Genomic DNA, 24,028 nt, shown 5'->3' on the forward strand with positions numbered 1-24,028 from the left:
ACAAAAAAAGCGACCTTTCGATCGCTTTTTTTGGTTGAGATTAATTTGGTTATTTCAGTTTCACGCGGATTCGCATGAAACGTTGGTCCGGTTGGTTGATCGGGAGTTTGTCCCGGACGGTGATGGTTTCCAGATCGCCGTTGGTGGCGACGTTGAGGACCGCGTCGGAGCCGAGGGCTTCCCAATTGAGGAGATCGCTCGATGCTTCCACGATGATGGTGACATCGTCGATTCCCTTCCGGCGGTTGTATTCCATCGTCAGGTGGTTTTCTCCGGTGGCCGGATTCCGTTCGACGGTCGCCTGGTGGATCGGGCCGTCTCCGCGGGTCGCGGGATCGATGCCGAGAGCGTAGCGGATGAGATTCGGAACCCCGGTGCCGTCCGGATCGGCGGTCGGGCCGGAGAGGGCGGTGTCCGAGAGGTCGCCGTCGCCATAGGTCGAGGTGAGCCATTCCTGATAGCTGCCGATTACCGGGCTGTCTCCGCCGCCGGTGTCGCCGGAGAAACGAGCCTGGATTTGATTGGCGCTCAGGTCCTTGTCGAAGATCGCGACGCTGTGGATTTCACCGACCCAGCCGCGGTTGCCGCCGATTTCATTCCCGAGGACCAAGGCGAAGTCGGAGCCCCAGTTGGTCAAGGCCCCTTCACGTTGTTCGCTCAGCTTCAGGACTCCGTCGCGGTAGATCCGGACGGTGGTTCCATCGAAGGTGACGACGTAGTGGCTGAGAGCGCTCGACACCTCGCCCGAAGCGGTGATGTTGGGCATGCCGTTGTCGTCGTCGGAACTGCCGGTCGTCCGCAACCGGACCGCGAGTTCGGGGCCCTGGTAGCCGTGGCCGCCGTGGCCGATCATGAAGTTGCGGTTGGAGTTGTCCTTCGAGATGGTGACGATTCGGGAAGGATGGGTGCCGGCGTCGGGTTGATTAAGATGCCCGGGTTTGGCCCAGACCTCGACGCTGAGGCGTCCGGTTTCGGCGATCCGGTCGACGACCTTGGCGGTTGAACCGCTGCTGGTGAGGGCCGCTTCACCTCCGGGGAACGAGACCCCGCCGCCTGGGAGCCATTTGGCACCGCCGGAGAGGGTCAGGTCGAGGGAGGAGCCGAAACCGCTTTCGTCGCGAGCGACGTTTCCGCTTCCTTCAGTGAGTGGATAATAGGCGATCAGACCTTCCGGGGCGAGAGGTTCGGTGATCGGTTCTTCCGGCCGTTCGGTCGCGTTGCCGTTGAAGCGGTCGAGGATCTCGGAATCGCTGAGCGCCTTGTCGAAGATGGCGAGATCGTGAAGTTCGCCGACCCAGCCGCGGTCGCTGCCGAGTTCGTTGCCCAGGACCAAGGCGAAGTCGGAGCCCCAGTTGGTGAGCGTCCCTTCCCGGGTTTCGCTCAATTTCAGCTCACCGTCGCGGTAGATTCGGACGGTAGTTCCGTCGAAGGTGACGACGTAGTGGCTGAGTTCGCTGGAGATGGCGCCCGAGGCGGTGATGTTGGGCATGCCGTTGTCGTCGTCGGATCCGCCGGTCGTCCGCAACCGGACCGCGAGTTCGGGGCCCTGGTAGCCGTGGCCGCCGTGGCCGATCATGAAGTTGCGGTTGGAGTTGTCCTTCGAGATGGTGACGATCCGGGAAGGATGGGTGCCGGCGTCGGGTTGGTTGAGGTGTCCGGGTTTGGCCCAGATTTCGAAGGAGAACTGGCCGGTGGCGGCGATTTGTTCGGTGATTTTCGCGCTCGATCCGCTGCTGGTGACGACGGCGTTGCCACCCGGGAAGGAAATTCCTCCGCCGCTGATCCATTGGGCTCCGCCGGACAGGGTGAGATTGAGGGCCGATCCGAATCCGCTGGTGTCGTTGGCCGTGGTGCCGCTTCCCTCGGTGAGCGGATAATGGGCGATCAGGCCGACGGGATCCGCCGGTTCGAAATCGGGATCGGGTTCGGCGGGCTGCGACGGAGGCGATTGGTCGAAGTTCAATGGATCGACCACGCCGACGCCGGCGTATTGTTTGACGATGGCCGGCACCTGGCTGGCCGGAATCACGGTGTAGGAATAAGGGGGAGACCAATCGATGCCACTGGCGCTGGTCGACTGCAAATCACGACCGATGTTGAGCAGGATGCTCCCGGTGTCCCGGAAAAAGCCGGGTTGCGAGGAGCTGTCGTAGCGGCGCCAAGCCTGGTTGGGGCCGTCCATGTAGTTCGATTCGGAGATGATCTGAGCTTCGACTCCGATGCCGATGGCGTAGGAACTGTTGTTGGTGAAGTAGTTGTTGAACACGTGGACCCGGCCGTAGCGGACCCGGGGGTGGCGTTGGACGGTGTCGTGGAAATAGTTGTTGTGGTAGGTGACGCGGAGCCGGTTGCGGTCGCCGGTGTGGCCGTCGCTGCTGCCGACCAGGCTCACTTTGCTGTGATTGGAGAAATAATTCCACGAGACGGTGATGAGGTCGGAACCGGTGGTGATGTCGACGAGGCCGTCGGCGCTGTCGGTGAAGTGGTTGTGGTCGATCCAGACCCGGGTCGTGCCGCCGGAGAGGCCGAGGGCGGTATCCGGAGCTCTGGAGAACTTGAGGTTCCGAATGATGACGTTGGTCTTTTCATGGAGGCGGAGGTCGCCGCCGGTGATATGGGCGTTGTTGCCGATGCCGACGATGGTCTTGTTCGATTCGACATGATAGCGCCCGTTCGACTTATGGTTCGGGTCGCTGGAGCTGAGACGGCCGAGGTCGATGGTGCCGCTGACTTTGATGATCAAGGGCTCCCGGCGGTCGATCGCCGCGACGAATTGGGAGGCGTTGGAGACCGTGATGGTCTGGCCGCCGGCTCCTCCAGTGGTTCCTGATCCGATGGACGCCCACCCGGTCATGCGGAAATCGGGTGCGGCGGCGTGGGCCAGTTGAACCTGGAAGAGGATGGAGATCAGGAGGAAGAGCCCTCCCAACCGCGGAAAAGGACTTCGCCGAAAACGGTGAAGTGTTTTTGATTGGATCGCTGATGGATAATTCATTTAAGCCTTTAGTTGATTCCCCTACGGCTGGGCTCAGGGAAAGACTGGTGTTTTATTCCAGTTAAATCCTGATAAGCAGCTAGGAGATCTTTTCAACCGCTGGCAAGAGTAAATCGAAGCTGGAATAGTATGGTTATGGCATAAGTGTCTGATTATTGGTTCATAATAGATGAAGAAAAATATCAGTGTTTTCCCTATGTTTTCATTAATGGGGGAGTCCGCGATCCGGAGCACGGAGGCGAGCGATGTCCCCTGGGGGGCGGACAGTCGGGGCGGGGTTTGGGGTGATTTCCTTAAGGTGATCAAAAAGAGCAGCTTATGGTGTGGTGGGTGTTCTTTTCCGGCTTTTTCTTGGAAACGCCGGAACAAGTCCCCAGAAGTGCGGTCTTTGCTAATTTCTTAGCAGCCAGTCACCTGGGAATTATGCTGGGGTTGTATGTTAATTATCATGAAACTGTATCATGGAAAATATTACATGATACGCATGATAGTAGGGGGACTACCCTAGCTGTTTATTGCATAATGCAATGTCCGTTTTGACGTTTATTTTATGGTCCGGGGATGGCGGATTCTTGCATAATGCAATGCGATGCACCTCCGGGGGTTATGAGATGACGAAGGTGCGCCGAGCCCGGGGGGTCAGCGGGACGGTTTCGGGGGGAGGACGACGCCGGTGCCCGCTCCATTTCGCACCAATCGGGGGACTTCTTCGACTCGATCGAGATGATACGAGTATGAATCGGCGGGCGACCAGGTCACTGGCGGGCGGGGTTTGGGGTCGGGGTCGACCCCGATGTCGGTGAGGACGCTGCCGGTGTCGAGGAGCCGTCCCGGCTGTTCTTCGGTGTCGTAGTAACGCCAGGCGCGGCGGGCTTGATGGAAGTAGTTCGCTTCGGAGACGACCGAAGCCTCGACTCCAATGCCGATGGCGTAGATCTCGATGCCAGTGAAGTAGTTGTTGAATAGGTGGACCCTGCCGTAGCGGACCCGGGCGTGGCGTTGTTCGGTGCCGGAAAACCAATTGTGGTGGAAGGTGACCCGGAGGCGGCCCCGGTCGCCGGTCTGATGATCGGCGGCCCCGACCAGCGAGACCTTGTTGTGGTGAGAAAACCGGTTCCAGGAAACGGTGATCAGGTCGGATCCGGTGGTGATGTCCAGGAGACCGTCGTCGCTGTCGGAGAAGTCGTTATGGTCGACCCACACGTGAGTGGTTCCACCGGAGATTCCGAGGGCGGTGTCGGGGGCTTTGGAAAAACGGAGATTGCGGATGATGACGTTGGTTTTGCCGTCGAGTCGAAGATCGCCGCGGGTGATGTGGGCATCGTCTCCGATGCCGAAGAGGGTTTTATCGGATTCGACGTGATAGCGTCTGTTGGACTTGTATTCCGGATGGGCGGGCGAAAGGGTGGACAGATCGATGGTTCCCCGGATTAAAATGGTCAGGGGATCCGGGCGGGTGATGGCTTCGACGAAGTCCTCGGGGGAGGCGACGATAACCGTGTCTCCATTGGCTCCCCCGGTCGTTCCCCGGCCGTGGGTGGCCCACCCCATCATTTCGAGGCGGGGATGCTCGGCGGCGGCCGTGGCGGTGAAGAGGCACGCGGCGGTGAGGATGAGGCGGAGGCGCGCTCCGCGCGCATAGACGATAGACGATAGACAATAGACGATAAACGATAAGCGATGGACGATGGACGATGGCCGATAGACGATAGCCGATAGGCGATGGATGATGGACGATGGCCGATGGACGGTGGGCGATAGCCGACAGCCGGTAGCCGATGGGCGATGGACGATGGACGATGGACGGTGGACGATGGACACTGGCGGTGGCGCACTTCGCGCGGTGAAGTTAGGCGATTGACGTTGGATGACGATGCTAGGGGGTCTTGGGGTCGGAGGCAATCGGCTATTGTCGATCAGTTATCGTCTATGCGATTCGCATGCGGGCGGCGCGAAGCGCTTCCTTGACTTTGAGCGGGGGAGGTGTTCGCTTAGGGCTTTTTCCAAGGAGAAACATCGAGTGGGCATTCAACTAAAAGTAGGAATCGTCGGGGCGACCGGCGCGGTGGGGCAGGAGTTGTTACGACTCCTTGTGAAGCGGGCGTTTCCGGCGGCCGAGATTCGGTTGTTCGCGTCGGCGCGGTCGGCCGGGAAAGGGATTCGGTATGAGGATTATTCCGGGGTGGTGGAAGAAGCCCGGCCGGAAGTCTTTGAGGGGCTCGATATCGCCATCTTTAGCGCGGGAAGCGATATTTCGCGCAGATTGGGGCCGGAAGCGGTCAAGCGGGGATGTCTGGTGATCGACAATAGCTCCGCTTTCCGGATGGAACCGGATGTGCCCTTGGTGGTGCCGGAGATCAACGGCGAGGCGTTGCGGGAGCACCGCGGAATCATCGCCAATCCGAATTGTTCGACGGCGATTGCCTTGATGGGGCTTTATCCGCTCCACCAGGAGTTCGGCTTGAAACGGTTTTTCGCGGCGACTTATCAAGCGGTCTCCGGGACCGGTGCCGAGGCGATGCGCGAGCTCGATGATCAAATCCGGGCTTACGTGGCGGGGGAGCCGATGAAGGCGCAGGTGTATCCTTATCAAATCGCTTTCAATGTGTTGCCGCAGGTCGATTCTTTCGCCGACAACGGTTACACCAAGGAAGAGCTGAAGATGCTCAACGAGGGTCGGAAAATCATGAATTTGCCGGAGTTGCGGGTATCGACCACCTGCGTTCGGGTGCCCGTGATGCGGGCCCATTCGATCGCGATCAACGCCGAGTTCGAACGTCCGGTCGATTTGTCGAAGGCTCGCACCGCTCTGGAAGCTTTTTCCGGGAGCGAAGTGGTCGACGACTTGGAGGCGCGGCGTTACCCGATGCCGATCCATTACACGGAGAAGGTGAAATGCGGCGTCGGTCGCATCCGGCGCGACATGGTTTTCGAGAACGGACTCTCCTTTTGGGTGGTCGGCGACCAACTCTGGAAGGGGGCGGCCCTCAATGCGGTGCAAATCGCGGAAATGATGTTCGAACAAGGTTCGGTGGCCGTTCCGGTCGGTGGTTCCGCCTGAGGAGGGCGACGAAATCGGGCGTGTTACCGTCCAGCACCGGATCATGAAAACCAGTCAAGAGACGGTCCGTCTCGGCATCCGGGGGATGAATTGCGCCGGTTGCGTCGGCAAGGTGGAGAAGGCGCTGGCCCGGGTGGAAGGGGTGCGGGACGTGCGGGTGAATCTCGCCGCCAACGAGGCCCGAATCGCTTACGACCCCGAAACCGCCTCGCCCAAGGCGTTCGAGGATGCGATCGAGTCGGTCGGGTTTGAGCCGCACGCGATTTCCGAGGAGGCGGAGGAACTGGAGCGGGAGGAGCGGCGGACGAGCCGGGCGGAGCTTTCCCGGTTGGTGATCGCCGCGGTTTTCACGGTACCGGTGATGGCGCTGGAGATGGGAAATGTCGCCATCCCGCACCTCGGCTGGATCTTGCTGGCATTGACTGTTCCGGTTTTGTTCTGGGCCGGCGGGCCGATCTACCTTGGGGCGTTCCGGGCGTTGGCTTTCCGGACGGCCGACATGAATACATTGGTCGCGCTCGGAACCGGCGCGGCGTTTGTTTACAGCAGTTTCGCGGTGGCGGCGCCGTGGCTCTGGTTGGAGGCCGGCAAGAATCCGCACACCTATTTCGAAGCGGCGGCGGTGATCATGTTGTTTATCCTCACCGGCCGTTACATCGAACATCGGGCCCGGGGGCGGACCTCGGACGCGATCAAACGCCTGATCGGATTGCAACCGCGGACCGCCCGAGTCGTGGGGGAGGACGGAAGTGAAAAGGATGTCCCCATTTCCCGGGTACGGGTCGGCCAGGTGGTCCGGGTGAGGCCGGGGGAAAGGATTCCGGTCGACGGGGAGATCCAGGACGGGGACTCGGCCATCGACGAATCGATGATCACCGGCGAATTCATGCCGGTTTCGAAGGGGGCGGGGGACGAAGTGACCGGCGGAACGATCAACAAGACCGGCACGTTTACCTTTGTCGCGAAGCGGGTCGGTGCGGACACCGTGCTGAGTCAGATCGTGCAAATGGTGAAGGACGCCCAAGGTTCGAAGCCACCGATCGCGCGTTTGGCGGACGTGATTTGCAGTTATTTCGTGCCGGCGGTGGTGTTGATCGCGGTGGTGACGCTGGTGGCGTGGCTCTTCCTGGCCCCGGCGGATCCGGTGACTTTCGCCCTGATCGCGTTTGTATCGGTATTGATCATTTCCTGTCCCTGCGCCCTCGGACTGGCGACTCCGACCGCGATCATGGTCGGGACGGGGAAAGCGGCGGAAAAAGGGATTTTGATCCGTGGCGGGGAAGCGTTGGAAACGGTGCAGCACCTGACCAAAGTGATCTTGGACAAGACTGGAACGATCACCGAAGGGGAGCCGGTGGTGACAGATGCGATCCCGTTTGGCGGGATGACCCAGGAGCGATTGTTGAAGTTGGCGGCCTCGGTGGAAGCCGGGTCGGAACATCCGTTGGCGGCGGCGGTGGTGGCGTGCGCGAAAGAAAACGGGTTGGAAATGCAGCCGATGGAGCATTTCCAGGCGTATCCGGGGTTGGGGGTGACCGCGGTGATCGGCCGCGACGCGATTCTGTTGGGCAACCGCGATTTCATGCAGGAGATGGGGATATACATCGCTCCGCTGGAAGCTGAAATGGAGAGTTTGGAAAAGGCCGGCAAAACCGTCCTGGTGGTCGGGATCGGTGACGAATTGGCCGGAATCATTGGCGTTGCCGACACGGTCCGTGATCACGCCGCCGAGGCGATCCGTCGGATGCAAGGGCTCGGCATAGAAGTGGTGATGGTCACCGGGGACAACGCCCGGACCGCCCGGGCGATCGCCGATCAAGTCGGGATCGACGTGGTGATGGCGAATGTCCGTCCTCACGAGAAGGTCGAGAAGGTCCGGGAGTTCCAGGAGGAAGGAGCCCGGGTGGCGATGGTCGGCGACGGGATCAACGATGCGCCGGCGTTGGCCCAGGCGGACGTGGGATTCGCGATCGGGAGCGGCACCGATGTGGCTTTGGAGGCGAGTGACGTGACTCTCTTGAAAAACGATTTGCACGGGGTGGTCGATGCGATCGAGATCTCGCGGAGAACCATCCGGACCATCAAACAAAACCTCTTCTTCGCCTTTATTTACAATTCGCTCGGGATCCCGTTGGCGGCGGGGGTCTTTTTCCCCGTTTTCGGATGGATGTTGAATCCGATGTACGCGGCGGCGGCGATGGGGTTGAGCAGTATCTCGGTGGTCTTAAACAGCCTTCGTCTTCGTGTATCCAAATGATCGTGACGAACCGGGAATTCGACTATCTGATCGTGGGCCAGGGATTGGCCGGATCGATTCTGGCCCGGCTGCTTTTGTTGAAAGGTCGGACGGTTTGCGTCGTCGATCGGAACGACCCTTCGGGAGCCTCGCGGGTGGCGGCGGGATTGGTCAATCCGGTCACCGGCCGGAAGTTGGTGGTCACCTGGAAGGCCGACGAAATGCTTCCGTTCGCCCGGGAGTTTTATCGAGCCTGGGAGCGGGAGTTGGACCAATCGTTTTATTCGGAAAAGACCATTTGGCGCTTTTTTCAGTCCGAGGCGGAAGAAGAACAGTGGAGGACGCGGCGCGACGATCCGGAATTCGCCAAATACGCTGAACCGTTGCCCCCCGAGGCCTGCGCCCTGCCGGGAGTGCGGCCCCAGCGGGGTGGTTTCGAGTGTCGTTCGGGCGCGCATGTCGATACTCGGAAGCTCCTTGATTCGTTTCGGAGCGAGTTGCGGGCGTGCGGAGCGTTGGTGGAGGAGACCGTTTCGTATGCCGAGCTCGGGGTGGAACCGACCGGAGTCACTTGGCGGAACCTCCGGGCGAAACGGATTGTTTTTTGTGAAGGGCATGCGGCGAGTGGAAATCCGTACTTTTCCTGGATTCCGTATCGGCACGCGAAAGGCGAAGTGCTGACCGTGCGGGGACCGGAGTTACCGGAGGATCGGGTGTTGAACCGGGGGAAGTGGCTGTTGCCGGTTGGCGACGGACGTTTTTGCGCGGGGGCGACCTACGGTTGGGATGACCTCACGACCGAGCCGACCGAATCCGCCCGCGAGCAGATCCTGGCGGGAATGGGGGAATTGGTCGAATCCGAGCTCGAAGTGGAACGGCACGAAGCGGGAGTGCGACCGATTGTCCGTGACATGCGTCCGGTGGCCGGGGTTCATCCGGCCCATCCGGCGGTGGCGATATTCAATGGCCTTGGGTCGAAAGGGGTGCTTTGGGGACCGTTTTTCGGGGAGCAATTGGTCCGCTATTTTGAAGATGGCGGAGAGCTGGATCCGGCGGTGGACGTCCGGCGGAATCTTTGAGTTAAAGGCCGATGGAAATCACCGAGTTGGCTCAGTTTTGGGTCGGACGCTTTTTGCGGGAAGGCGATCTGGTGATTGATGCCACGGTCGGAAACGGTCATGACACGCTCTTTTTGGCCAAGCGGGTCGGCGAGACCGGACGGGTTATCGGTTTCGATGTGCAGGAATCGGCTTTGAATGTGGCCCGACGACGGTTGGAAGAAGCGGGGGTAGCGGAGCGGATGACTTTGATTCACGGTTCCCATGTCGCAATGCGGCGAGCCTTAAACGAAAACGGGGCAGGAGGTCGGGTGCCCCGGGCGATTTTGTTTAATCTCGGTTACCTCCCCGGCGGCGACAAGCAGCTGACCACCCGGGCGGAGGAGACCGTTCCGGCGTTGGAGGAGGCGTTGTCGTTGTTGGAGCCCGGCGGGATTTTGGGTGTCGTGGTATATCCCGGGCATCCGGAAGGAGACCGGGAAGCCCGGGCGGTGGTCGCCTGGAGCGAACGATTGTCGGCGGTCTACGAGGCGACCCTGTCGAAGATGGTGAATCGGAGTGCCGCGGCGCCGTTTCTATTGACGGTAGAGCCGCGGTGACGACTGATCACTCGAACTGGTTGCGGAAACGTTCGAGTTCGGCGCGGAGTTCGGTGATTTCGGCTCGGAGCTCGCCTACTTCCTGTTCGAGCCGGACCAGGCGTTCCTGAGTGGGGGTGAAGACGGTTTGCACCGGTTCATCGGAGGTCGCTTGCGCTTCTTCGGGCGGCGGTCCGCTGAGGAGGTGGGCGTATCGCTGTTCCTTTTGCCCGGGTTGGCGGGGCATGCGGGCGACCAATGCGTTCACCGGATACTCGATCAAGGACTGGAGTGCTTTTTCGACGGCGGCGGCGTCGGCGAAAGCGTGCATCCGTTCGCAGCGTCCGCGCAACTCGCCGGGGGTTTGGGGACCCCGGAGGAGAAGTTCGCAGAGAATGGCGGTCTCGCCGGGGTCGAGTTCGAAGACGTTCGGCAAGGTGTGTTTGAATTTCGGGACTCGCGCGTCGGCCCCATGGAACATCATCGCCAACTTTTTCTCGCGCAGGGCGTCGGCCCCTTCGCGCACGGTTGCTTCCTCGAGAAGCATTACCGGGCGGCGGTTGGACTTCTGGTTGCAGGCGTTGGTCAAGGCGTTCGCGGTCAACGGATAATATTCGGGCGTGGTCCGTTCTTTTTCCAGCAAACAACCGAGAACCCGGGCTTCGACCGGGGTCAAATGGAGAGAATCGCTCATTGAAGAGAATTATGAATGATGAGTTATGAATTATGAAGGAAAATTCCTCGCCGGTTGGGGGACGTTCGATTTCCACCTCCCATTCATCATTCATAACTCATCATTCATAATTTTCTTCAACTCGTCGGGGGTGTCGATGAGGTGGTCGGGGGAGTGGCGGGCGAGGAGTTCGCGGTCGTTGAAGCCCCAGGTGACGGCGATGGCGGGGATTCCGGCGTCACGGGCGGCTTCGATGTCGCGTTGTTCGTCGCCGACGTAGCAGGCGTCGGCGGGGGCGAGGCGGGCGCGTTTGAGGACGCGGCGGATCAGGCGGCCTTTGCCGAAGAGGGTGGAGCCGGTCTCGATGGTTTCGAACCAGTCGCGCCAGCCGTGGTTTTCGAGGAAGGTGGCGACGTTTTCGGCGGAGTTGGATGTGACGATTCCGAGGCGGCGGCCTTGGGCGCGGAGGGAGGCGAGGGCGTCGTGGAGGCCGGGATGCGGTTCCAGGGTCGGGATGCGAAGCTGGAGTTCGCGTTTCAAGGTGCGGACCATGCCAGGAAGTTTGCGGATCGGGATGCCGGACTCGCGGATCAGGTCGTGGGCGCCCTTGTTGCGCAAGTCGAGGGCGGCGGCGAGAGCGATCGGTTTGAATCCGTAGGACGGAGCGAGCCGGTTGCAAATGGTGAAGGTGGCTTCGAAGCTGTCGGCGAGCGTGCCGTCGAAGTCGAACAGGACGAGGCTGGGATTCATGAAAGGATGCGATTTTTAACCACTAATAAACACTAATGAACACTAATCGGAAAAAGAGGGAAATGCCGACTCTCATGCTCAGGATTCGGCTTCATAAGTTCTTTATTAGTGTTCATTAGTGTCCATTAGTGGTTAAAATCAGATTTCTTCGGCGGGGAGCCAGACTTTCATGACGGTGCCGTCGGGGCCGGTGCGGGCGAGTTCGATCTGGCCGCCATGGCTTTCGACGATCCGTTTGACGATGCCGAGGCCGAGGCCGGTCCCTTCGGGGTGGCCGGTGAGGAGGGATTGGAAAATGTCGGGTTGCAATTCCGTCGGAATGCCGGGGCCGGTGTCTTCCACTTCGAAGAAAGCTCCCGGCGCGTCGTTGCGCTTTTCGGGGCCGGTGCGGAGTTCGATCCGGCCGCCCGGTTCGACGGCGTTGAGGGAGTTGAGGAGGAGGTTGAGCAGGACCTGTTGGAGTTGGCCCTTGTCGCCGGGAACTCGCGGGGTCTGGGCGATCGATTTGTGTGAGACCAGGATGCCGGCTTGTTGGCATTTCAGGCGGACGAGTTGCAAGGTTCCGGCGACGATTTCGTCGAGGCGCCAGAGGGTGTGGGGTTCTTCGGCCGGGCGGGCGAAGGAGAGGACGCGACCGACGGTGCTTTCGAGCTGGTTGAGTTTTTCGCCGATGATTTCGACATCTTTGTGACGGGCGTCGTCGTCGGGGAAAGACAGGTTGAGCGATTGGAAGAGGAGTTTGAGGACGGTGAGCGGATTGCGGATCTCGTGGGCGATTTCGGCGGCGATCAGTCCGAGGGTGGTCAGTTTCTCGCGGCGGCGGAGGGTTTCCTCGCTCTGGAAGACCCGTTCGTAGAGGCGGGCGTTGTGGATCGCGACCGCGCCAAGGCTGGCCATCGCTTCGAACAGGTTGCGCTCGTCGTTGCTGAAGCGGTGGGGAATTCCAGTGTAGGCGGTGAGAGTGCCGAGGACCCGGTTTTCGAAAATGATCGGGGTGCAGAGAAGGGAGACCAAACCCTCGTTTTGGGCGAATTCGAGGAGCGGACCTTCTTCCTCGGTGACGAGGACCTCGGCGATTTCGACCTGTTTGTGGCGGTGGATGGCGACGTCGGCCGAAGTTTCCCCGACGGGGAGGACCGGATGGTCGAGTCGGCCGGAACCGCCGGCGGAAGCCTGGGGGAGGAGGAGGGTGCCTTCTTCGTTGAGGAGGTGGATCGCGCAGAGACGACAACCGCTGATGGCGACGGTTTCGCGGGTGATGCTTTGGAAAATTTTTCGTTGGTCGAGGCGGGCGACGATCCCTTTGCCGACGGTGAGAACGGCGCCGAGGTGGCCCGCGGTGGTTTTGAGGTTGGCGACCAGCCAAAGTTGACGGAGGAGGGCGGCGGTTTCGGCGGCGATCTGGGTCAGGGCATCGAGTTTCGTTTCGTCGAAGGCACCTTCCTGTTCGCTGTTGAGGTTGATGACGCCGATCACTTGGCCGCGGTCTTCGATCGGGGCGGCCATTTCGGCGCGGACTGATTCGAGGATTTTGCGGTAGCGTGGATCGAGCGTGACGTCGGGAGCGAGGATCGGTTTGCCGTGAAGGGCGACCCAGCCGGTGATTCCCTCGCCGACCTTCAGGGGGGCGTCGCCGCAGTCGGGGGGCAAACCGCGGTGGACTTCGATCTGGAGGCGGCCGTTGTCGGGATTGATCAAGGCAATCGATCCGTTGTCGGCTCCCGTTTGGAGGAGGGCTTCCCGCAAAACGGCTTCGAGGGCCTCGGGCGCGGAGGGTGAAACCGTGGCGAGTTTGCTGATCCGATAAAGAGAGTGAATCAGGTCGGGGGCGATGTCGCAACGCATGGGACGAAATCAGGCGCCGGGAGCCGTGGGTTCCTCGCGTTTGGGAGCGATGATGGCGGTGAGGTCTTCCCGAAGTTGAACCAGATCGGGTTCTCCCTCCTCGGTGGCCTCCACCTCCGCGCGCCGCTCGATGTAAAACGTGTCGATGGCGACGCCGCGCTCGGTGGCGATACGGGCGAAGGAGATGTTGAAACCGTGGCTGAAGATAACCCGGGAGAGCCGGTAAAGGAGTCCGATCCGGTCGTTGGCCTGGACCTCGACCACGGTGCGGTTGAGGGCGAGTTCGTGGTAGACTTTGATCTTCTCCTGGATGGGAGCCTGGAGGATCTCCTCCTCGCGGCCCCAGGCGCGGGCGTTTTGTCGTTTGGCGGCCGCCTCGATTTCGGGGAGAAGGTCTTTGTCGGTGAGAAGAGCCTCATGGAGGGCTTTTTCGAAGACCTCCTTTAGCTTTTCGCTTTCGACGGTGCCTTGGTTGGGTTCGACGACGGCGAAGGTATCGATGGCGATGTGGTCGGCCCGGGAGATCGCCTTGGCGCTGAGGATGTTCAATCCGGCCCGGGCGAAGGCCCCGGCGAGTTTGGAGAAAAGGCCGACCCGGTCCCAGGTGACTACGTCGACAACGGTCAGGCCGCGATCGACATCGTCGTTCCAGTCGATGATCGGGAGGAGAGCCTCGGTCGATTCGGCCTGGGCGATGTTTGCGAAGAGCCGGTGGACCATCTCGATGTGGAGGATGATGTCGGCAGTGTCGGTGTGGAGGAAATAGCGGTCGGGCATCTGGCGATAATGCGCCTCGATTTCCTCGTCGGTGATGCCGGACCCGACCCGTTCTTTGATCTCGTTGAGAGTCATGGCTTTTCGTTCTTCATTCAACCGTTCGAGACGATCTCCGTAGGTGAGCTTTTCGAAGGTGCCTTGGTAGAGTTTGGTGTGGAGAGAATCTTTGTAACTGTTCCAGAGTCCGTTGGCGGTCCCCCGGGCGTCGCAAAAAGTATGGACGTAGAGGAACCCGAGTTTTTCGAGGTCCCCGACCTGTTCGGCGAAAGAAGAGACGGTGTCAGGATCATCGATATCGTGCTTCTGCCAGAATCGTGCCATAATCAGGTGATTCTCGATAATAAAGATGATCAAGTCCCAAAATTTTCTCGGCACCTGCAATCGTTCGAGGATCACCGGGGCGATTTTGGCTCCCGATTGGGCGTGTCCGGCGATGCCGAAGGCTTTGCCGATGTCGTGGAGGAAAAGGATCAGGTAGAGGAGGGTGGAGTTGTTCAACTCGTGGAGGATCGACCGGTATTTCTCCATGTTCGGCTCCTTGAGGATGTAAACGTCGTCGAGTTCCCGGATGGTGTTCAAGGTATGGACGTCGGCGGTGTAGCGGTGGTAATACTCGTGCTGCACCAGGCAGGTCAGGCGGTCGAATTCGGGGACGAACCGTCCGAGGACCCCGAGTTCGTGCATCTGGCTGAGGATTGGGGCGACCATGCCCGGTTCCTGGAGGATCGAGCGGAAGGCGGTGTTGGCTTTCGGGGAATTGATCACTTGCCGGGTGATAAGTGGAAGTGATTCCTGGATAAGGGATTCCAATTCGAAATCGGGCGCGCATTTGAAGCGCTGGCAATAGCGGAAAACCCGGATCAGGCGCTCCCGTTCCTCCTTGAAAATCTTCGGGGAGGCGAAGCTGAGTTCGCTCCCGCGGAGGACGAAACCGTCAAATTTCCGTTGCCGTTCCACCTTGCGGGCGGCGATGACGTCGCGGAAGGTGACCTTGCCGGTTTCGCCGTTGGCCGGGCGGAGGGCGAGCCGTTTTTCGAGCAGTTTGGAGTAGCGGTAAATCGTTTGGGCGTGCCGGTAGTAGTCGCGCATGAAGACCTCGACCCGCTCGAAAACCTCCTTTTGCTCGTAGCCGAGGTGTTGGGCGACGATCGGTTGTTTTTCGAGGTCGAGCAGGTCGGAGGGCCGCTTCAGGGTGAAGTGTAGGTCGTTGCGGACCCGGAGCAAAAAATCGTAGGCGCGGCGGAATTCCCTCTGTTCATTTTTACCCAGATAATTGTGTTCCGAAAGATCTTCGACCCGATCGATGTCTAATTTTATCCGGGCCATCCAAAGGGTGTTCTGGTAATCGCGGAGGCCGCCGACCCCGTTCTTGATGTCGGGCTCCTGAAGAAACACCGTATCGCCGAAACGCCGCCGCCTTTCGGCTTGGTCGCGCAGGCGCATTTCAAGGTAGGCCCGCGGTTTCTCCTTTTGGTAGAAGTTTTTGTAGGCGTGTTGAAAGATGTCGAACAACCCGGGTGAGCCGATGATGAGCCGGGCTTCGAGGAGGGAGGTTTTGGTCTGGATGTTCTCCCGGGCGGCTTCGATCGCCTCGGTGATGGTTCGGGTGGAGTGGCCGACCTTGAGTCCGAGATCCCAGAGTGGGTAAAGGATGCCGTCGGTGAGGAAAGTTTGGAATTCCTTGACCTCCTTTCCCTTGGCGTCGGCCGGAAAAAGGAACATGAAGTCGATGTCGCTCAACGGGGACAATTCGGCGCGACCGTATCCGCCCAGGGCGATCATGCAGGCCGGACAGGGGGGCTCGTTCCCCTTCCGCCGGTAGTCCTCCAGGGCGGTGGTGAAGAGATGTTTGAGGAGGACGTCGATGATCTCGGAGTAAAGATTGACGATCCGCAGACCGGATTCACCGGCCCGGTGGCGGCGGAGAGTCATCACCTGTTCGAGTTTCAGGAACCGCTTGTACAGCTCCAACCGTTTCCCTTTATCGGTTTCCCCTTGGAAATCGAGTCGGGAACGGGCGTGTTTATGAATACGGCCGAGCATCATCAGGAGCCTTATCTTTCGCGACATCTTCCGTTTCGCAAGTTTTTCGCAAGCGGCGGTCATGGGGAACTTTCCAGCGAATTCCGGGCCAATCCACCGAATCGATCGAAAAGAAATCAATTTTCCCTTTGCGCCGGATGCCAGTCGGCTTATTCGTTTTCCTTTTCACATGTCGACCATCGCCAAAGCTTACGAACCGCAAGACGTCGAAACGAAATGGTATGCCGCCTGGACCGGGGCCGGTTGTTTTTCGGGCCGGCCGGACCCGAAGAAGGAGCCGTATTCCATCGTGATCCCGCCGCCGAACGTCACCGGGGTCCTCACTATGGGCCACGTCCTCAACAACACCTTGCAGGACATCCTGATCCGGCGCGCCCGCCAGCAGGGGAAGGCGGTGCTCTGGCAACCGGGCACCGACCACGCCGGCATCGCCACCCAGACCCGGGTCGAGCGGGAGCTCCGTCAGAGCGAGAAGAAAACCCGCCGCGACCTCGGCCGGGAAAAGTTTCTCGAAAAGGTGTGGGAGTGGAAGGAGAAGCACGGCGGGATCATCATCGAGCAATTGAAGAAGCTTGGCGCCTCCTGCGATTGGGAGCGCGAGGTCTTCACCCTCGATCCGGAATACAGTCGGGCGGTCCAGCACGCCTTCGTCGAACTCTTTCGCCGCGGCTACGTTTACCGGGGCAAACGGATGGTCAACTGGTGCCCCGCCAGTCTCACCGCCCTTTCCGACGAGGAGGTGATCATGAAGCCCCAGAACGGCCTCCTCTACAAAATGCGCTACGAAATCGTGGAGCATCCGGGGGAGTTCTTGGAAATTTCGACCACCCGTCCGGAGACCTTGATGGGCGACACCGCCGTCGCGGTCCACCCGGAGGACGAGCGTTACAAACACCTGATCGGCAAACACGCCTGGCGCCCCTTCCCCCGGAAGGAGATTCCGATCATCGCCGATTCCTACATCGACCGCGAATTCGGCACCGGTGTTCTCAAAGTGACCCCGGCCCACGACCGGAACGACTTCGAGATCGGCCAACGCCACGGCTTGGAGATCGTCGACGTGTTCCATCCGGACGGCACTCTCAACGATCTGGCCGGACCCGATTTCGCCGGAATGGACCGGTTCAAGGCCCGCAAAAAGGCGGCCGAAAAGCTCAAGGAACTCGGTCTGATGGTCGCCGAAGAGCCGTATGAGAACAACGTCGGATTCAGCGAGCGCGCCGATGTGCCGATCGAACCGCGGTTGTCGGAGCAATGGTTCCTCAAATACCCGGCGGTCGAGGAGGCGAAACAGGTGGTCCGCGACGGCGTGATCCGGTTCCACCCGCAACGTTGGGCGAAAACCTATCTCCATTGGCTGGAAAACATCCAGGACTGGTGCATCAGCCGCCAGCTCTGGTGGGGGCACCGCATTCCAGTCTGGTATCGGAAAGGGGCCGACCGTTCCGCTCCGGAAAACTGGCACGTCGACCTCGAACCGCCCGCCGACGCCGAGAATTGGGAACAGGAAGAGGACGTCCTCGACACCTGGGCCTCCTCCTGGCTTTGGCCGTTCGCCACCATGGGCTGGCCCGACGAAGAGCGCCAGCGCGAGCAGGGACTCGATTTCTTTTATCCGACCTCCAGCCTGGTCACCGGGCCGGACATCATTTTCTTCTGGGTTGCCCGGATGATCATGGCCGGACTCGAATTCATGCGTCCCGGGGAGCCGGTGGAAAAACGGATACCGTTCACCGACGTTTATTTCACCGGGATCATCCGCGACATCCAGGGCCGGAAAATGTCGAAATCGCTCGGCAACTCCCCCGATCCGCTCGACCTGATCGCCAAATACGGCGCCGACGGCCTCCGCCTCGGAGTGGTGTTGATCGCCCCCCAAGGTCAGGACATCCGTTTCAGCGAAGACCGGGTCGAGACCGGCCGCAATTTCTGCAACAAACTCTGGAACGCCTGCCGGTTCCGTCAGATGTCGGGCGAGACCGGCGACAACAGCGACCTCGCCACGATCGTCACCCGCCTCGATCCGGCCAAGCTCGACAACGACGACCACGCGATCCTGCAAGGCCTGATCGACCTCACCCGCGACGTCGACCAGGCGCTCGACGCCTTCGAGTTCAACACCGCCGCCCAGCGGATTTTCTCCTACTTCTGGAGCGACCTCTGCGACTGGTACGTCGAGGTTTCCAAGGCGAAGCTCCAGGACGAAGAAGCGAAAGGCACCTGCCTCGCCCTCCAGGACCTGGTGATCCGGCAGGTTTTGTTGATGCTGCATCCCTACGCGCCGTTCATCACCGAGGAACTCTGGCATTCGATCGGCTACGGACGGGAAGGGGAGTTCATTCAAAACCAACGCCTTGAAAACGCCGCCGAATTGCAGGCCGCCCTCGCCGCCCGCGGCGTGGAAGTGCGGACCGAAGCGGCCCGGGAAGTCGGTTTGCTGAAGGAACTGGTCACCCAGGCCCGGGCCTTGAAGGCGGAATACAATCTCGCCAGCAAGCGGGACACCACCTTCTTCCTGGCGGCGAACGCCGATCAGGAGAAAATCGTCCGGGAGAGCGCCGACAAAATCAAACGCCTCGCCGGGGCGAAGGAGATCGAGTTCCGGGAAGCCGAAGGCACGGCTCCGGCGGTGGTGACGCCGCTCGGCACGTTGTATCTCGACCTGGCCAGTTCGGTCGACGTCGAAGCCGAGAAGAACCGGTTGCAAAAGGAATTGGAGCAATTGAACAAACAGATCGCCGGGACCGAAGGGCGCTTGAACAACGAGTCGTTCATCAGCAAAGCCCCGGAAAACGTGGTCGCCGGGGCTCGGCGTCAATTGGACGCCCTCCGCGATAAACGCGACGAAGTGAAGCGGTTGCTCGCGGGATTGTGAAATCTGGGTCACGCACGGGCGGTATCTTGAGTTCATAGCCTTAGATACTTTATTTAAGTTGACGAATCCGGTTCGCGGGTCTTCTTTAGGAGTGTATGGGCACTGAAGTGGCGGAAATTCTTTCGGAGAACGAGCAGCTGGAGACCGCCTCCGCCGAGGAGCGGGTTCGTTGGGCGGCGGAGCAGTTCGGCGACAAGCTGGTCTTGAGTTCGAGTTTCGGGGTGCAGGCGGCGGTGATGTTGCATTTGGTCAATTCCGTCGTGCCCGGCGTTCCGGTGGTTTTCATCGACACCGGTTACCTCTTCCCCGAGACCTACCGGTTCGCCGAAGAGCTGCGTCAGCGCCTCGATCTGAACATCAAAAAGTATCACGCGACGATGACCGCCGCCGAACAGGAGGCGCTTCACGGGAAACTGTGGGAGCAAGGGCTCGAAGGGCTGGAGAAATACAATTTCATCAACAAGGTCGAACCGATGAACCGGGCTATCCAGGAACTCGGGGCGACGGGTTGGTTGGCCGGTTTGCGGCGCAACCAAGCGCAGAGCCGCCAGAGTCTTCAAGTGGTGCAACGACAAAACAGAGTCACGAAGATCCACCCGATCATCGATTGGACCGACCGCGACATCTACCAATACCTGCAAAAGCACGGTCTCCCTTACCATCCGCTCTGGGACCAAGGGTATGTATCGGTCGGCGACTGGCATAGCTCCAGCAAGCTTGGCGCCGGAATGACCGCCGAAGAAACCCGGTTCAACGGCCTGAAACGGGAATGCGGCCTTCACGAGCTTTCCGGCCGGATCGATTTCCAGATTTAAGACGTTCTTGGGGGTCTTGGCTGGAGCTTCGTGCTTTAGCCGAAGACCGTCGGCCACGGGAATCGTCCGCAAACTCCGTCCGTCCAACGACGGCGGCTGAAGCGGGGCTGAAGCGCGCCGCTCCCACATCCGGCGAAAGCCGGGGATGCTACCCGGAGCTTCGTGCACGGAGCCGGGACGGCCCCGCCACTTTATTAGAGTTCCCCGACTACGGCTTTGGGCGGTATTTCAGGAGAAGGGTCGAGGGGGCGAGTTTCTCCATGCCGATCAACTCCCCGCGGAAATCGAGGCGGGTTTCGGCGAGTTTGATGCCTTCGCCGAAGAGCAGCGGCTCGATTGTCAGCCATAGTTCGTCGACGGCTCCGGCCGCGAGGAAGAGTCCGTATATTTGGCCTCCGCCGAGAAGGCAGGCGTTTCGGTAACCCCGGGCGGCGAGGTCGCGTGCGATTTCCTCCGGTCTGGCGGAGGTGAATTCTAATTCACCGGGAATAGCGTCGTCCGCGAAACGCCCGGGATCGCGGGTGAGCACCACTTTCAGTTGGTCCTTACGCAAATGTGACCGAATCCATGGGGCGGACTGCCGGTAATTGGCCGATCCGAAGATGACCGAGTCGAAGCCGAGCACGCTGTCGTGGAAGAAGCGCTTGTCCTCCGGGGAGGTGAACCCGCTTCCGGGCGTGTCGTGACGGGTGATGAAACCATCGAGGGAGATGGCCGCCATCAGGGTGATTTGGATCCCGCTCATCGTTTTTCAATCATTTTTCAGGGCCGAAGGCGATCGCGGTAGGCTTTTCCCCGTTCGAGGTAATTGGCCACCTCGAAGAACTGTTGGTTGCTCAAGGCCGCCTGGAAGGCTTCCAGTTCGTCCTGGAACTTCCGGATCGAGCGGACCACTTCGTGTTGGTTTTGTTCGAGGATTTCCCGCCAGAGGGTCGGACTGCCGCCCGCGATGCGGGTGGTGTCGCGGAGGCCGTTGCCGGCGAAGTTGCGCCATTGGGGATCCTTGGTTTGAAGGAAACTGCACAACACCGAGGCCAAAACGTGGGGCAAATGGCTGATGTGGGCGACGATCTCATCGTGTTTGTCGGGGTCGATGGTGCTGACCTGAGCCCCGAGGGCGTCCCAGAAAGCGACCACCTTTTCCACGGGCGCCGGGTCGGTTTTTTCCATCAGGGGTGTGACGAAACAGGGCCGGTTTTCGAACAGATCGGGGGTGGCGTGGTCCATGCCGGTTTTTTCGGAACCGGCCATTGGGTGGGAACCTACGAAGAAACGGCCTGTCGGCATCAGGTCATGGCTCCAACGGCAAATTTCGCTTTTCACACTCCCGACGTCGGTCACGATCGTGCCCGGGGTGAGGACTGGGGCGATGTCGCGAACCAACGGCACGATCGCGTGGACGGGAGAGCAGATGATTACCAGGGAGGCCTCCCGGCAAGCCTCTTCCGGGGTGGCGTGGACGGAGTGGCACCATTCCTTCGCTTCCAATTCGAGACGGGTTTCGGGGCGGCGGGCCCAGACGGCGATGCGGGACGCCAAACCCCGTTGATGGATGGCGAGGGCGACGGAGGCTCCCAACAGGCCCGGGGCGAGGATGGTTATTTGTTGCTGCACAAGAGGAAAACTTTGATAACGATAAACTGTTCTGGACTAAAACGAAGAGGATCGCATGGTCTTAACGTTGGCAATCGCGGCCGCAGGCGGGCGCGCTTAACTAAGGTTGGCAATATCCGCTTCGCCTCAATCACAAATTTGCATGGGACACTTTAAAATCGTTCGCCGCAAGAGGCCCCTTCGGACGCTGGGGCGCATTGCAATGGGTATTCTGGGGATCTCCCTGATCGTTTGGGTCTTTTACCTCGGGGCGACCTGGGGGCCTGGGCCGGCCGACGCCGGACCGATCCGGGCGAGCGATACCGACACCCGGGAGTTGGTTGAGCAGAGCCGGGAGCTGGTCCGCCAGTTCGATGCCGTCGCCAATTACCGGGACCCGACCGGCGAAGAACTCGACCTGTTGCGCCGGGCGATCGATCTGCAGCGGGAGCATAATCTGAATCCGAGCGCCACTTCGGCGGACCGTCGTCGCCAGGATGAATTGGAAATCCGGTTGGCGAGTTTTTTGGCGAAAGAACTGCACGAAACCAGCCTGGCTGCCGAGCAACGGGCGCGAGAAGCGGTGGAGAGAGGGGAATTGACCGAGGCGGTGAAGGCGATCCAGGAAGCGTTCGAGCTTCAGCGGGATGTGAACCGCCGGTATGGCCGCACCGGTTACCGGGATGCGATGCGGGAAAATCGCCTGCAACAGGAGGTCGTTTCGATGGAGGCGGCGCCGTGGCACGAGCGAAGCCGCGAATTGGAAGCGCAAGCGGATGCGGCGATCGCCGAAAACCGTTGGAGCGACGCCCGCACTTATCTGACCGAAGCCCGGCAGTTGCAAATTCGGATCAACGAAGCATCCCGCCGGAGCGTTTATTTCGACACCGCCCGGGCGGGGGAGCTTCAGCAGAAAATCGACTCGTTGCGAGTGGGGGAAATGAGCGGCGAGGTGGAGAAGCTCGAAGCCAACGGCCGATCCTTCGAAGAACGGGGCGAATGGACCCGGGCCGCTCAGGAATACGAGCGGGCAATGGCGTTGCAAAACCAGATCAACCGGGAACATCCGCAGAGCCGGTTCGTCTCCCGCGAGAAGTCGGAAGAACTTGATGTCGCCCGGCAAACCGCGTTGAGCGCTCCGCAGGGACGGCAACTTCAACAGGTGGTTGGCGAGATGCGCGAAGCGGTGCGGGCCGGGGATTTCGGCCAGGTCCGGGAAAAAGTGGCTGCGGCCCAGGCGTTGGTCGGCCCCTTGGCGGAACGGTTTCCGCGGAGCCGTTATGCGGATGCCGATCTTCGTTTGGAGTTGGGCTTTCTGGCCGCGGCGGACCGGGCATTGCCCGAGGTTCAGGGATTATTGCGGGAAGGTTTGTTGCCGGTTCCGGGAGACGCGGGCTGGAGAATGTCGGCCCATCCGGTCAATCAACGGTTGTATCGTCTGGTGATGAACGCCAATCCGAGCCGCAACGTCGGCGAGGACTTGCCGGTCGATTCAGTCACGTTGCGCCAGGCGCAGGAATTCTGTCGCCGGGCCTCGTGGATTCTGGCGAAGCCCGTGGAGTTGCCGGAGAAACGTCACTTCGAGGCGGCGATGGGAGAGTGGAGTCCGGAAGTTTATGGATTGGCCAGCTGGCACAGCGCAAACAGCGAGGGCCGGAGTCATCCGGTGACCACCGGGACGCCCAACGCGCATGGTTTTTACCATTTAATCGGCAACCTGCGGGTTTGGTTGGGCGAACCGGGTGAAAACGGTTCGGTTTGGACCGCCGGAGTCAGTTTCGCCGACGAGTTTCCGCCGCAGGAGATGTTTCGGGTAACCAATGCCGGACAGCGCGCCCCGACGATCGGACTGCGCTACCTGGTGGGCGAGGCCGTTCGGCGTTGATCCGGACCGCGCCGGGGGAACGAATACCATAAAAACCTCTTCGCCACTGAGAGGGATGGCATCCTGCCGTCCGCGTGTCGGCGTCGGACTCAAAAAAAGGTCCGCATGAACAGAGGGAGAACAGTTTCAGCCGCTGCTGTCGGGCGGCGGAGCCAACCCGACTACAGTGAGCATCCTGCCGTCCGCGTGTCGGCGTCGACCCTCCGATTTCGTCGCGCGGCAATTGAGAGGAGGGACAGGCGGGGAATGCCTGCCTTCACCGGTTCATTCGATGGTGTCGGAGGTTTTGAACTGGCTGCTTTGGGAGATGACCCAGTCGATCAGGCCGTCTTCGTTGTCTTCGAAGGCCCAGGCGGCTCGGAGGAAATCGGCGGGGTGGATGTCGTGGGTCTTGAAGAAATTCCGGTCGCCGCCGCAGCAAAACATCAGGGTGGTCGGCATTTCGCCCCGGAGTTTCGCGTAGGCTTTCGCGATCACCCGGGGAAGCCATTCGATGTCCCGGACTTTGGCGGACTTCTCCGGGAGGCTGTCCATGTCGATGGTGGATTCGGAGAATTTCCGGTCCTGGGCGTTGATGAAATATTGTCGACGGACCGCTTGGATCAGGAGAAAGGTTTCCCAATCGGGCTCTCCGTGTTCGCAAAAATCTTCCACGAAGTCGTAGACCTCGTTCGGAGTCGCTCCGATGGTGCGGAGAAATTCGAGCTGCACGCCATCGAAAAACATGTTCACGTTCCGGCCGCCTTTGGCGTAGTAATCGAGGGATTTGTCCCAGATGGCCCGCAAGGTCTTCGGATAGTCGTAATGTTCCATACCGGTCAAATTACGGTAGAACAGGAGGTTT

Annotated in this window: 16 protein-coding genes; 7 read left to right on the forward strand and 9 right to left on the reverse strand. The window is 60.4% G+C overall.

Annotated elements, in window-relative coordinates; translation table 11 throughout:
• Positions 1–49 precede the first annotated feature (49 nt).
• The gene (locus ACWUI2_RS14540; RefSeq protein ID WP_486983575.1) at positions 50–2,995 is read right to left on the reverse strand and encodes a pectate lyase family protein; all 2,946 of its coding nucleotides are present in this window, start codon (positions 2,993–2,995) and stop codon (positions 50–52) included.
• A gap of 639 nt (positions 2,996–3,634) precedes the next feature.
• Complete coding sequence (locus ACWUI2_RS14545) at positions 3,635–4,816, reverse strand: pectate lyase family protein (protein WP_486983576.1); 1,182 nt, start codon at positions 4,814–4,816, stop codon at positions 3,635–3,637.
• Between the two features lie 205 nt (positions 4,817–5,021).
• Here ACWUI2_RS14545 and ACWUI2_RS14550 point away from each other — a divergent pair, with 205 nt between their 5' ends.
• From ACWUI2_RS14550 to mnmM, 4 genes are read left to right on the forward strand one after another with little or no spacing between them, the layout of a single operon-like run.
• On the forward strand, positions 5,022–6,056 hold the full coding sequence (locus tag ACWUI2_RS14550) for an aspartate-semialdehyde dehydrogenase (RefSeq protein WP_486985069.1): 1,035 nt from the start codon (positions 5,022–5,024) through the stop codon (positions 6,054–6,056).
• 43 nt (positions 6,057–6,099) lie between these two features.
• The gene (locus tag ACWUI2_RS14555) at positions 6,100–8,313 is read left to right on the forward strand and encodes a heavy metal translocating P-type ATPase (protein ID WP_486983577.1); all 2,214 of its coding nucleotides are present in this window, start codon (positions 6,100–6,102) and stop codon (positions 8,311–8,313) included.
• Positions 8,310–9,371: an NAD(P)/FAD-dependent oxidoreductase gene (locus ACWUI2_RS14560; protein WP_486983578.1), complete on the forward strand. Its 1,062-nt coding sequence runs from the start codon at positions 8,310–8,312 to the stop codon at positions 9,369–9,371. The genes ACWUI2_RS14555 and ACWUI2_RS14560 overlap by 4 nt, the downstream gene beginning before the upstream one ends.
• A gap of 11 nt (positions 9,372–9,382) precedes the next feature.
• Positions 9,383–9,949, forward strand: coding sequence for a tRNA 5-(aminomethyl)-2-thiouridylate-methyltransferase MnmM (mnmM, locus tag ACWUI2_RS14565; RefSeq protein WP_486983579.1), 567 nt, complete (start codon positions 9,383–9,385; stop codon positions 9,947–9,949).
• Between the two features lie 7 nt (positions 9,950–9,956).
• Here the strand turns inward: mnmM and ACWUI2_RS14570 are convergent, their stop codons facing one another.
• The 4 genes from ACWUI2_RS14570 to glnD all read right to left on the reverse strand — a co-directional run bounded on the left by ACWUI2_RS14570 (position 9,957) and on the right by glnD (position 16,043).
• Complete coding sequence (locus ACWUI2_RS14570; protein WP_486983580.1) at positions 9,957–10,622, reverse strand: YceH family protein; 666 nt, start codon at positions 10,620–10,622, stop codon at positions 9,957–9,959.
• 90 nt (positions 10,623–10,712) lie between these two features.
• The gene (locus ACWUI2_RS14575; protein ID WP_486983581.1) at positions 10,713–11,351 is read right to left on the reverse strand and encodes an HAD hydrolase-like protein; all 639 of its coding nucleotides are present in this window, start codon (positions 11,349–11,351) and stop codon (positions 10,713–10,715) included.
• A 138-nt stretch (positions 11,352–11,489) separates the two neighbouring features.
• Complete coding sequence (locus tag ACWUI2_RS14580; protein WP_486983582.1) at positions 11,490–13,196, reverse strand: GAF domain-containing protein; 1,707 nt, start codon at positions 13,194–13,196, stop codon at positions 11,490–11,492.
• A gap of 9 nt (positions 13,197–13,205) precedes the next feature.
• Positions 13,206–16,043 (reverse strand): [protein-PII] uridylyltransferase, encoded by a 2,838-nt coding sequence (gene glnD / locus ACWUI2_RS14585; protein ID WP_486983583.1) that lies wholly within the window; start codon positions 16,041–16,043, stop codon positions 13,206–13,208.
• 142 nt (positions 16,044–16,185) lie between these two features.
• On the opposite strand from glnD, the gene ACWUI2_RS14590 reads away from it, so the two are divergent.
• Positions 16,186–18,891 (forward strand): valine--tRNA ligase, encoded by a 2,706-nt coding sequence (locus ACWUI2_RS14590; protein WP_486983584.1) that lies wholly within the window; start codon positions 16,186–16,188, stop codon positions 18,889–18,891.
• A gap of 95 nt (positions 18,892–18,986) precedes the next feature.
• Positions 18,987–19,706 (forward strand): phosphoadenylyl-sulfate reductase, encoded by a 720-nt coding sequence (locus ACWUI2_RS14595; RefSeq protein ID WP_486983585.1) that lies wholly within the window; start codon positions 18,987–18,989, stop codon positions 19,704–19,706.
• A gap of 208 nt (positions 19,707–19,914) precedes the next feature.
• On the opposite strand, the gene ACWUI2_RS14600 is transcribed toward ACWUI2_RS14595, so the two are convergent.
• Both ACWUI2_RS14600 and ACWUI2_RS14605 read right to left on the reverse strand, forming a co-directional pair.
• Positions 19,915–20,451 carry a dihydrofolate reductase family protein gene (locus ACWUI2_RS14600; protein WP_486983586.1) on the reverse strand — a complete coding sequence of 179 codons (537 nt, stop codon included), beginning with the start codon at positions 20,449–20,451 and terminating at the stop codon, positions 19,915–19,917.
• Between the two features lie 17 nt (positions 20,452–20,468).
• Complete coding sequence (locus tag ACWUI2_RS14605; RefSeq protein WP_486983587.1) at positions 20,469–21,320, reverse strand: prephenate dehydrogenase; 852 nt, start codon at positions 21,318–21,320, stop codon at positions 20,469–20,471.
• A 202-nt stretch (positions 21,321–21,522) separates the two neighbouring features.
• Here ACWUI2_RS14605 and ACWUI2_RS14610 point away from each other — a divergent pair, with 202 nt between their 5' ends.
• On the forward strand, positions 21,523–23,184 hold the full coding sequence (locus ACWUI2_RS14610; protein WP_486983588.1) for a formylglycine-generating enzyme family protein: 1,662 nt from the start codon (positions 21,523–21,525) through the stop codon (positions 23,182–23,184).
• Positions 23,185–23,448: 264 nt separating this feature from the next.
• On the opposite strand, the gene ACWUI2_RS14615 is transcribed toward ACWUI2_RS14610, so the two are convergent.
• Entirely contained in the window at positions 23,449–23,997 is a 549-nt protein-coding gene (locus tag ACWUI2_RS14615) for a DUF5069 domain-containing protein (protein WP_486983589.1), read from the reverse strand.
• Positions 23,998–24,028: the final 31 nt, after the last annotated feature.

This window comes from Verruconatronum alginivorum (assembly GCF_056590205.1).

Excerpts from the sequence above, each read along its gene's own strand:
- mnmM (WP_486983579.1), top strand. The coding sequence starts at position 9,383 with ATGGAAATCACCGAGTTGGCTCAGTTTTGGGTCGGACGCTTTTTGCGG.
- ACWUI2_RS14595 (WP_486983585.1), top strand. The coding sequence starts at position 18,987 with ATGGGCACTGAAGTGGCGGAAATTCTTTCGGAGAACGAGCAGCTGGAG.
- ACWUI2_RS14570 (WP_486983580.1), bottom strand. The coding sequence starts at position 10,622 with ATGAGCGATTCTCTCCATTTGACCCCGGTCGAAGCCCGGGTTCTCGGT.
- ACWUI2_RS14560 (WP_486983578.1), top strand. The coding sequence starts at position 8,310 with ATGATCGTGACGAACCGGGAATTCGACTATCTGATCGTGGGCCAGGGA.
- ACWUI2_RS14590 (WP_486983584.1), top strand. The coding sequence starts at position 16,186 with ATGTCGACCATCGCCAAAGCTTACGAACCGCAAGACGTCGAAACGAAA.
- ACWUI2_RS14610 (WP_486983588.1), top strand. The coding sequence starts at position 21,523 with ATGGGTATTCTGGGGATCTCCCTGATCGTTTGGGTCTTTTACCTCGGG.
- ACWUI2_RS14600 (WP_486983586.1), bottom strand. The coding sequence starts at position 20,451 with ATGAGCGGGATCCAAATCACCCTGATGGCGGCCATCTCCCTCGATGGT.
- ACWUI2_RS14540 (WP_486983575.1), bottom strand. The coding sequence starts at position 2,995 with ATGAATTATCCATCAGCGATCCAATCAAAAACACTTCACCGTTTTCGG.
- glnD (WP_486983583.1), bottom strand. The coding sequence starts at position 16,043 with ATGTCGCGAAAGATAAGGCTCCTGATGATGCTCGGCCGTATTCATAAA.
- ACWUI2_RS14555 (WP_486983577.1), top strand. The coding sequence starts at position 6,100 with ATGAAAACCAGTCAAGAGACGGTCCGTCTCGGCATCCGGGGGATGAAT.
- ACWUI2_RS14575 (WP_486983581.1), bottom strand. The coding sequence starts at position 11,351 with ATGAATCCCAGCCTCGTCCTGTTCGACTTCGACGGCACGCTCGCCGAC.
- ACWUI2_RS14615 (WP_486983589.1), bottom strand. The coding sequence starts at position 23,997 with ATGGAACATTACGACTATCCGAAGACCTTGCGGGCCATCTGGGACAAA.
- ACWUI2_RS14580 (WP_486983582.1), bottom strand. The coding sequence starts at position 13,196 with ATGCGTTGCGACATCGCCCCCGACCTGATTCACTCTCTTTATCGGATC.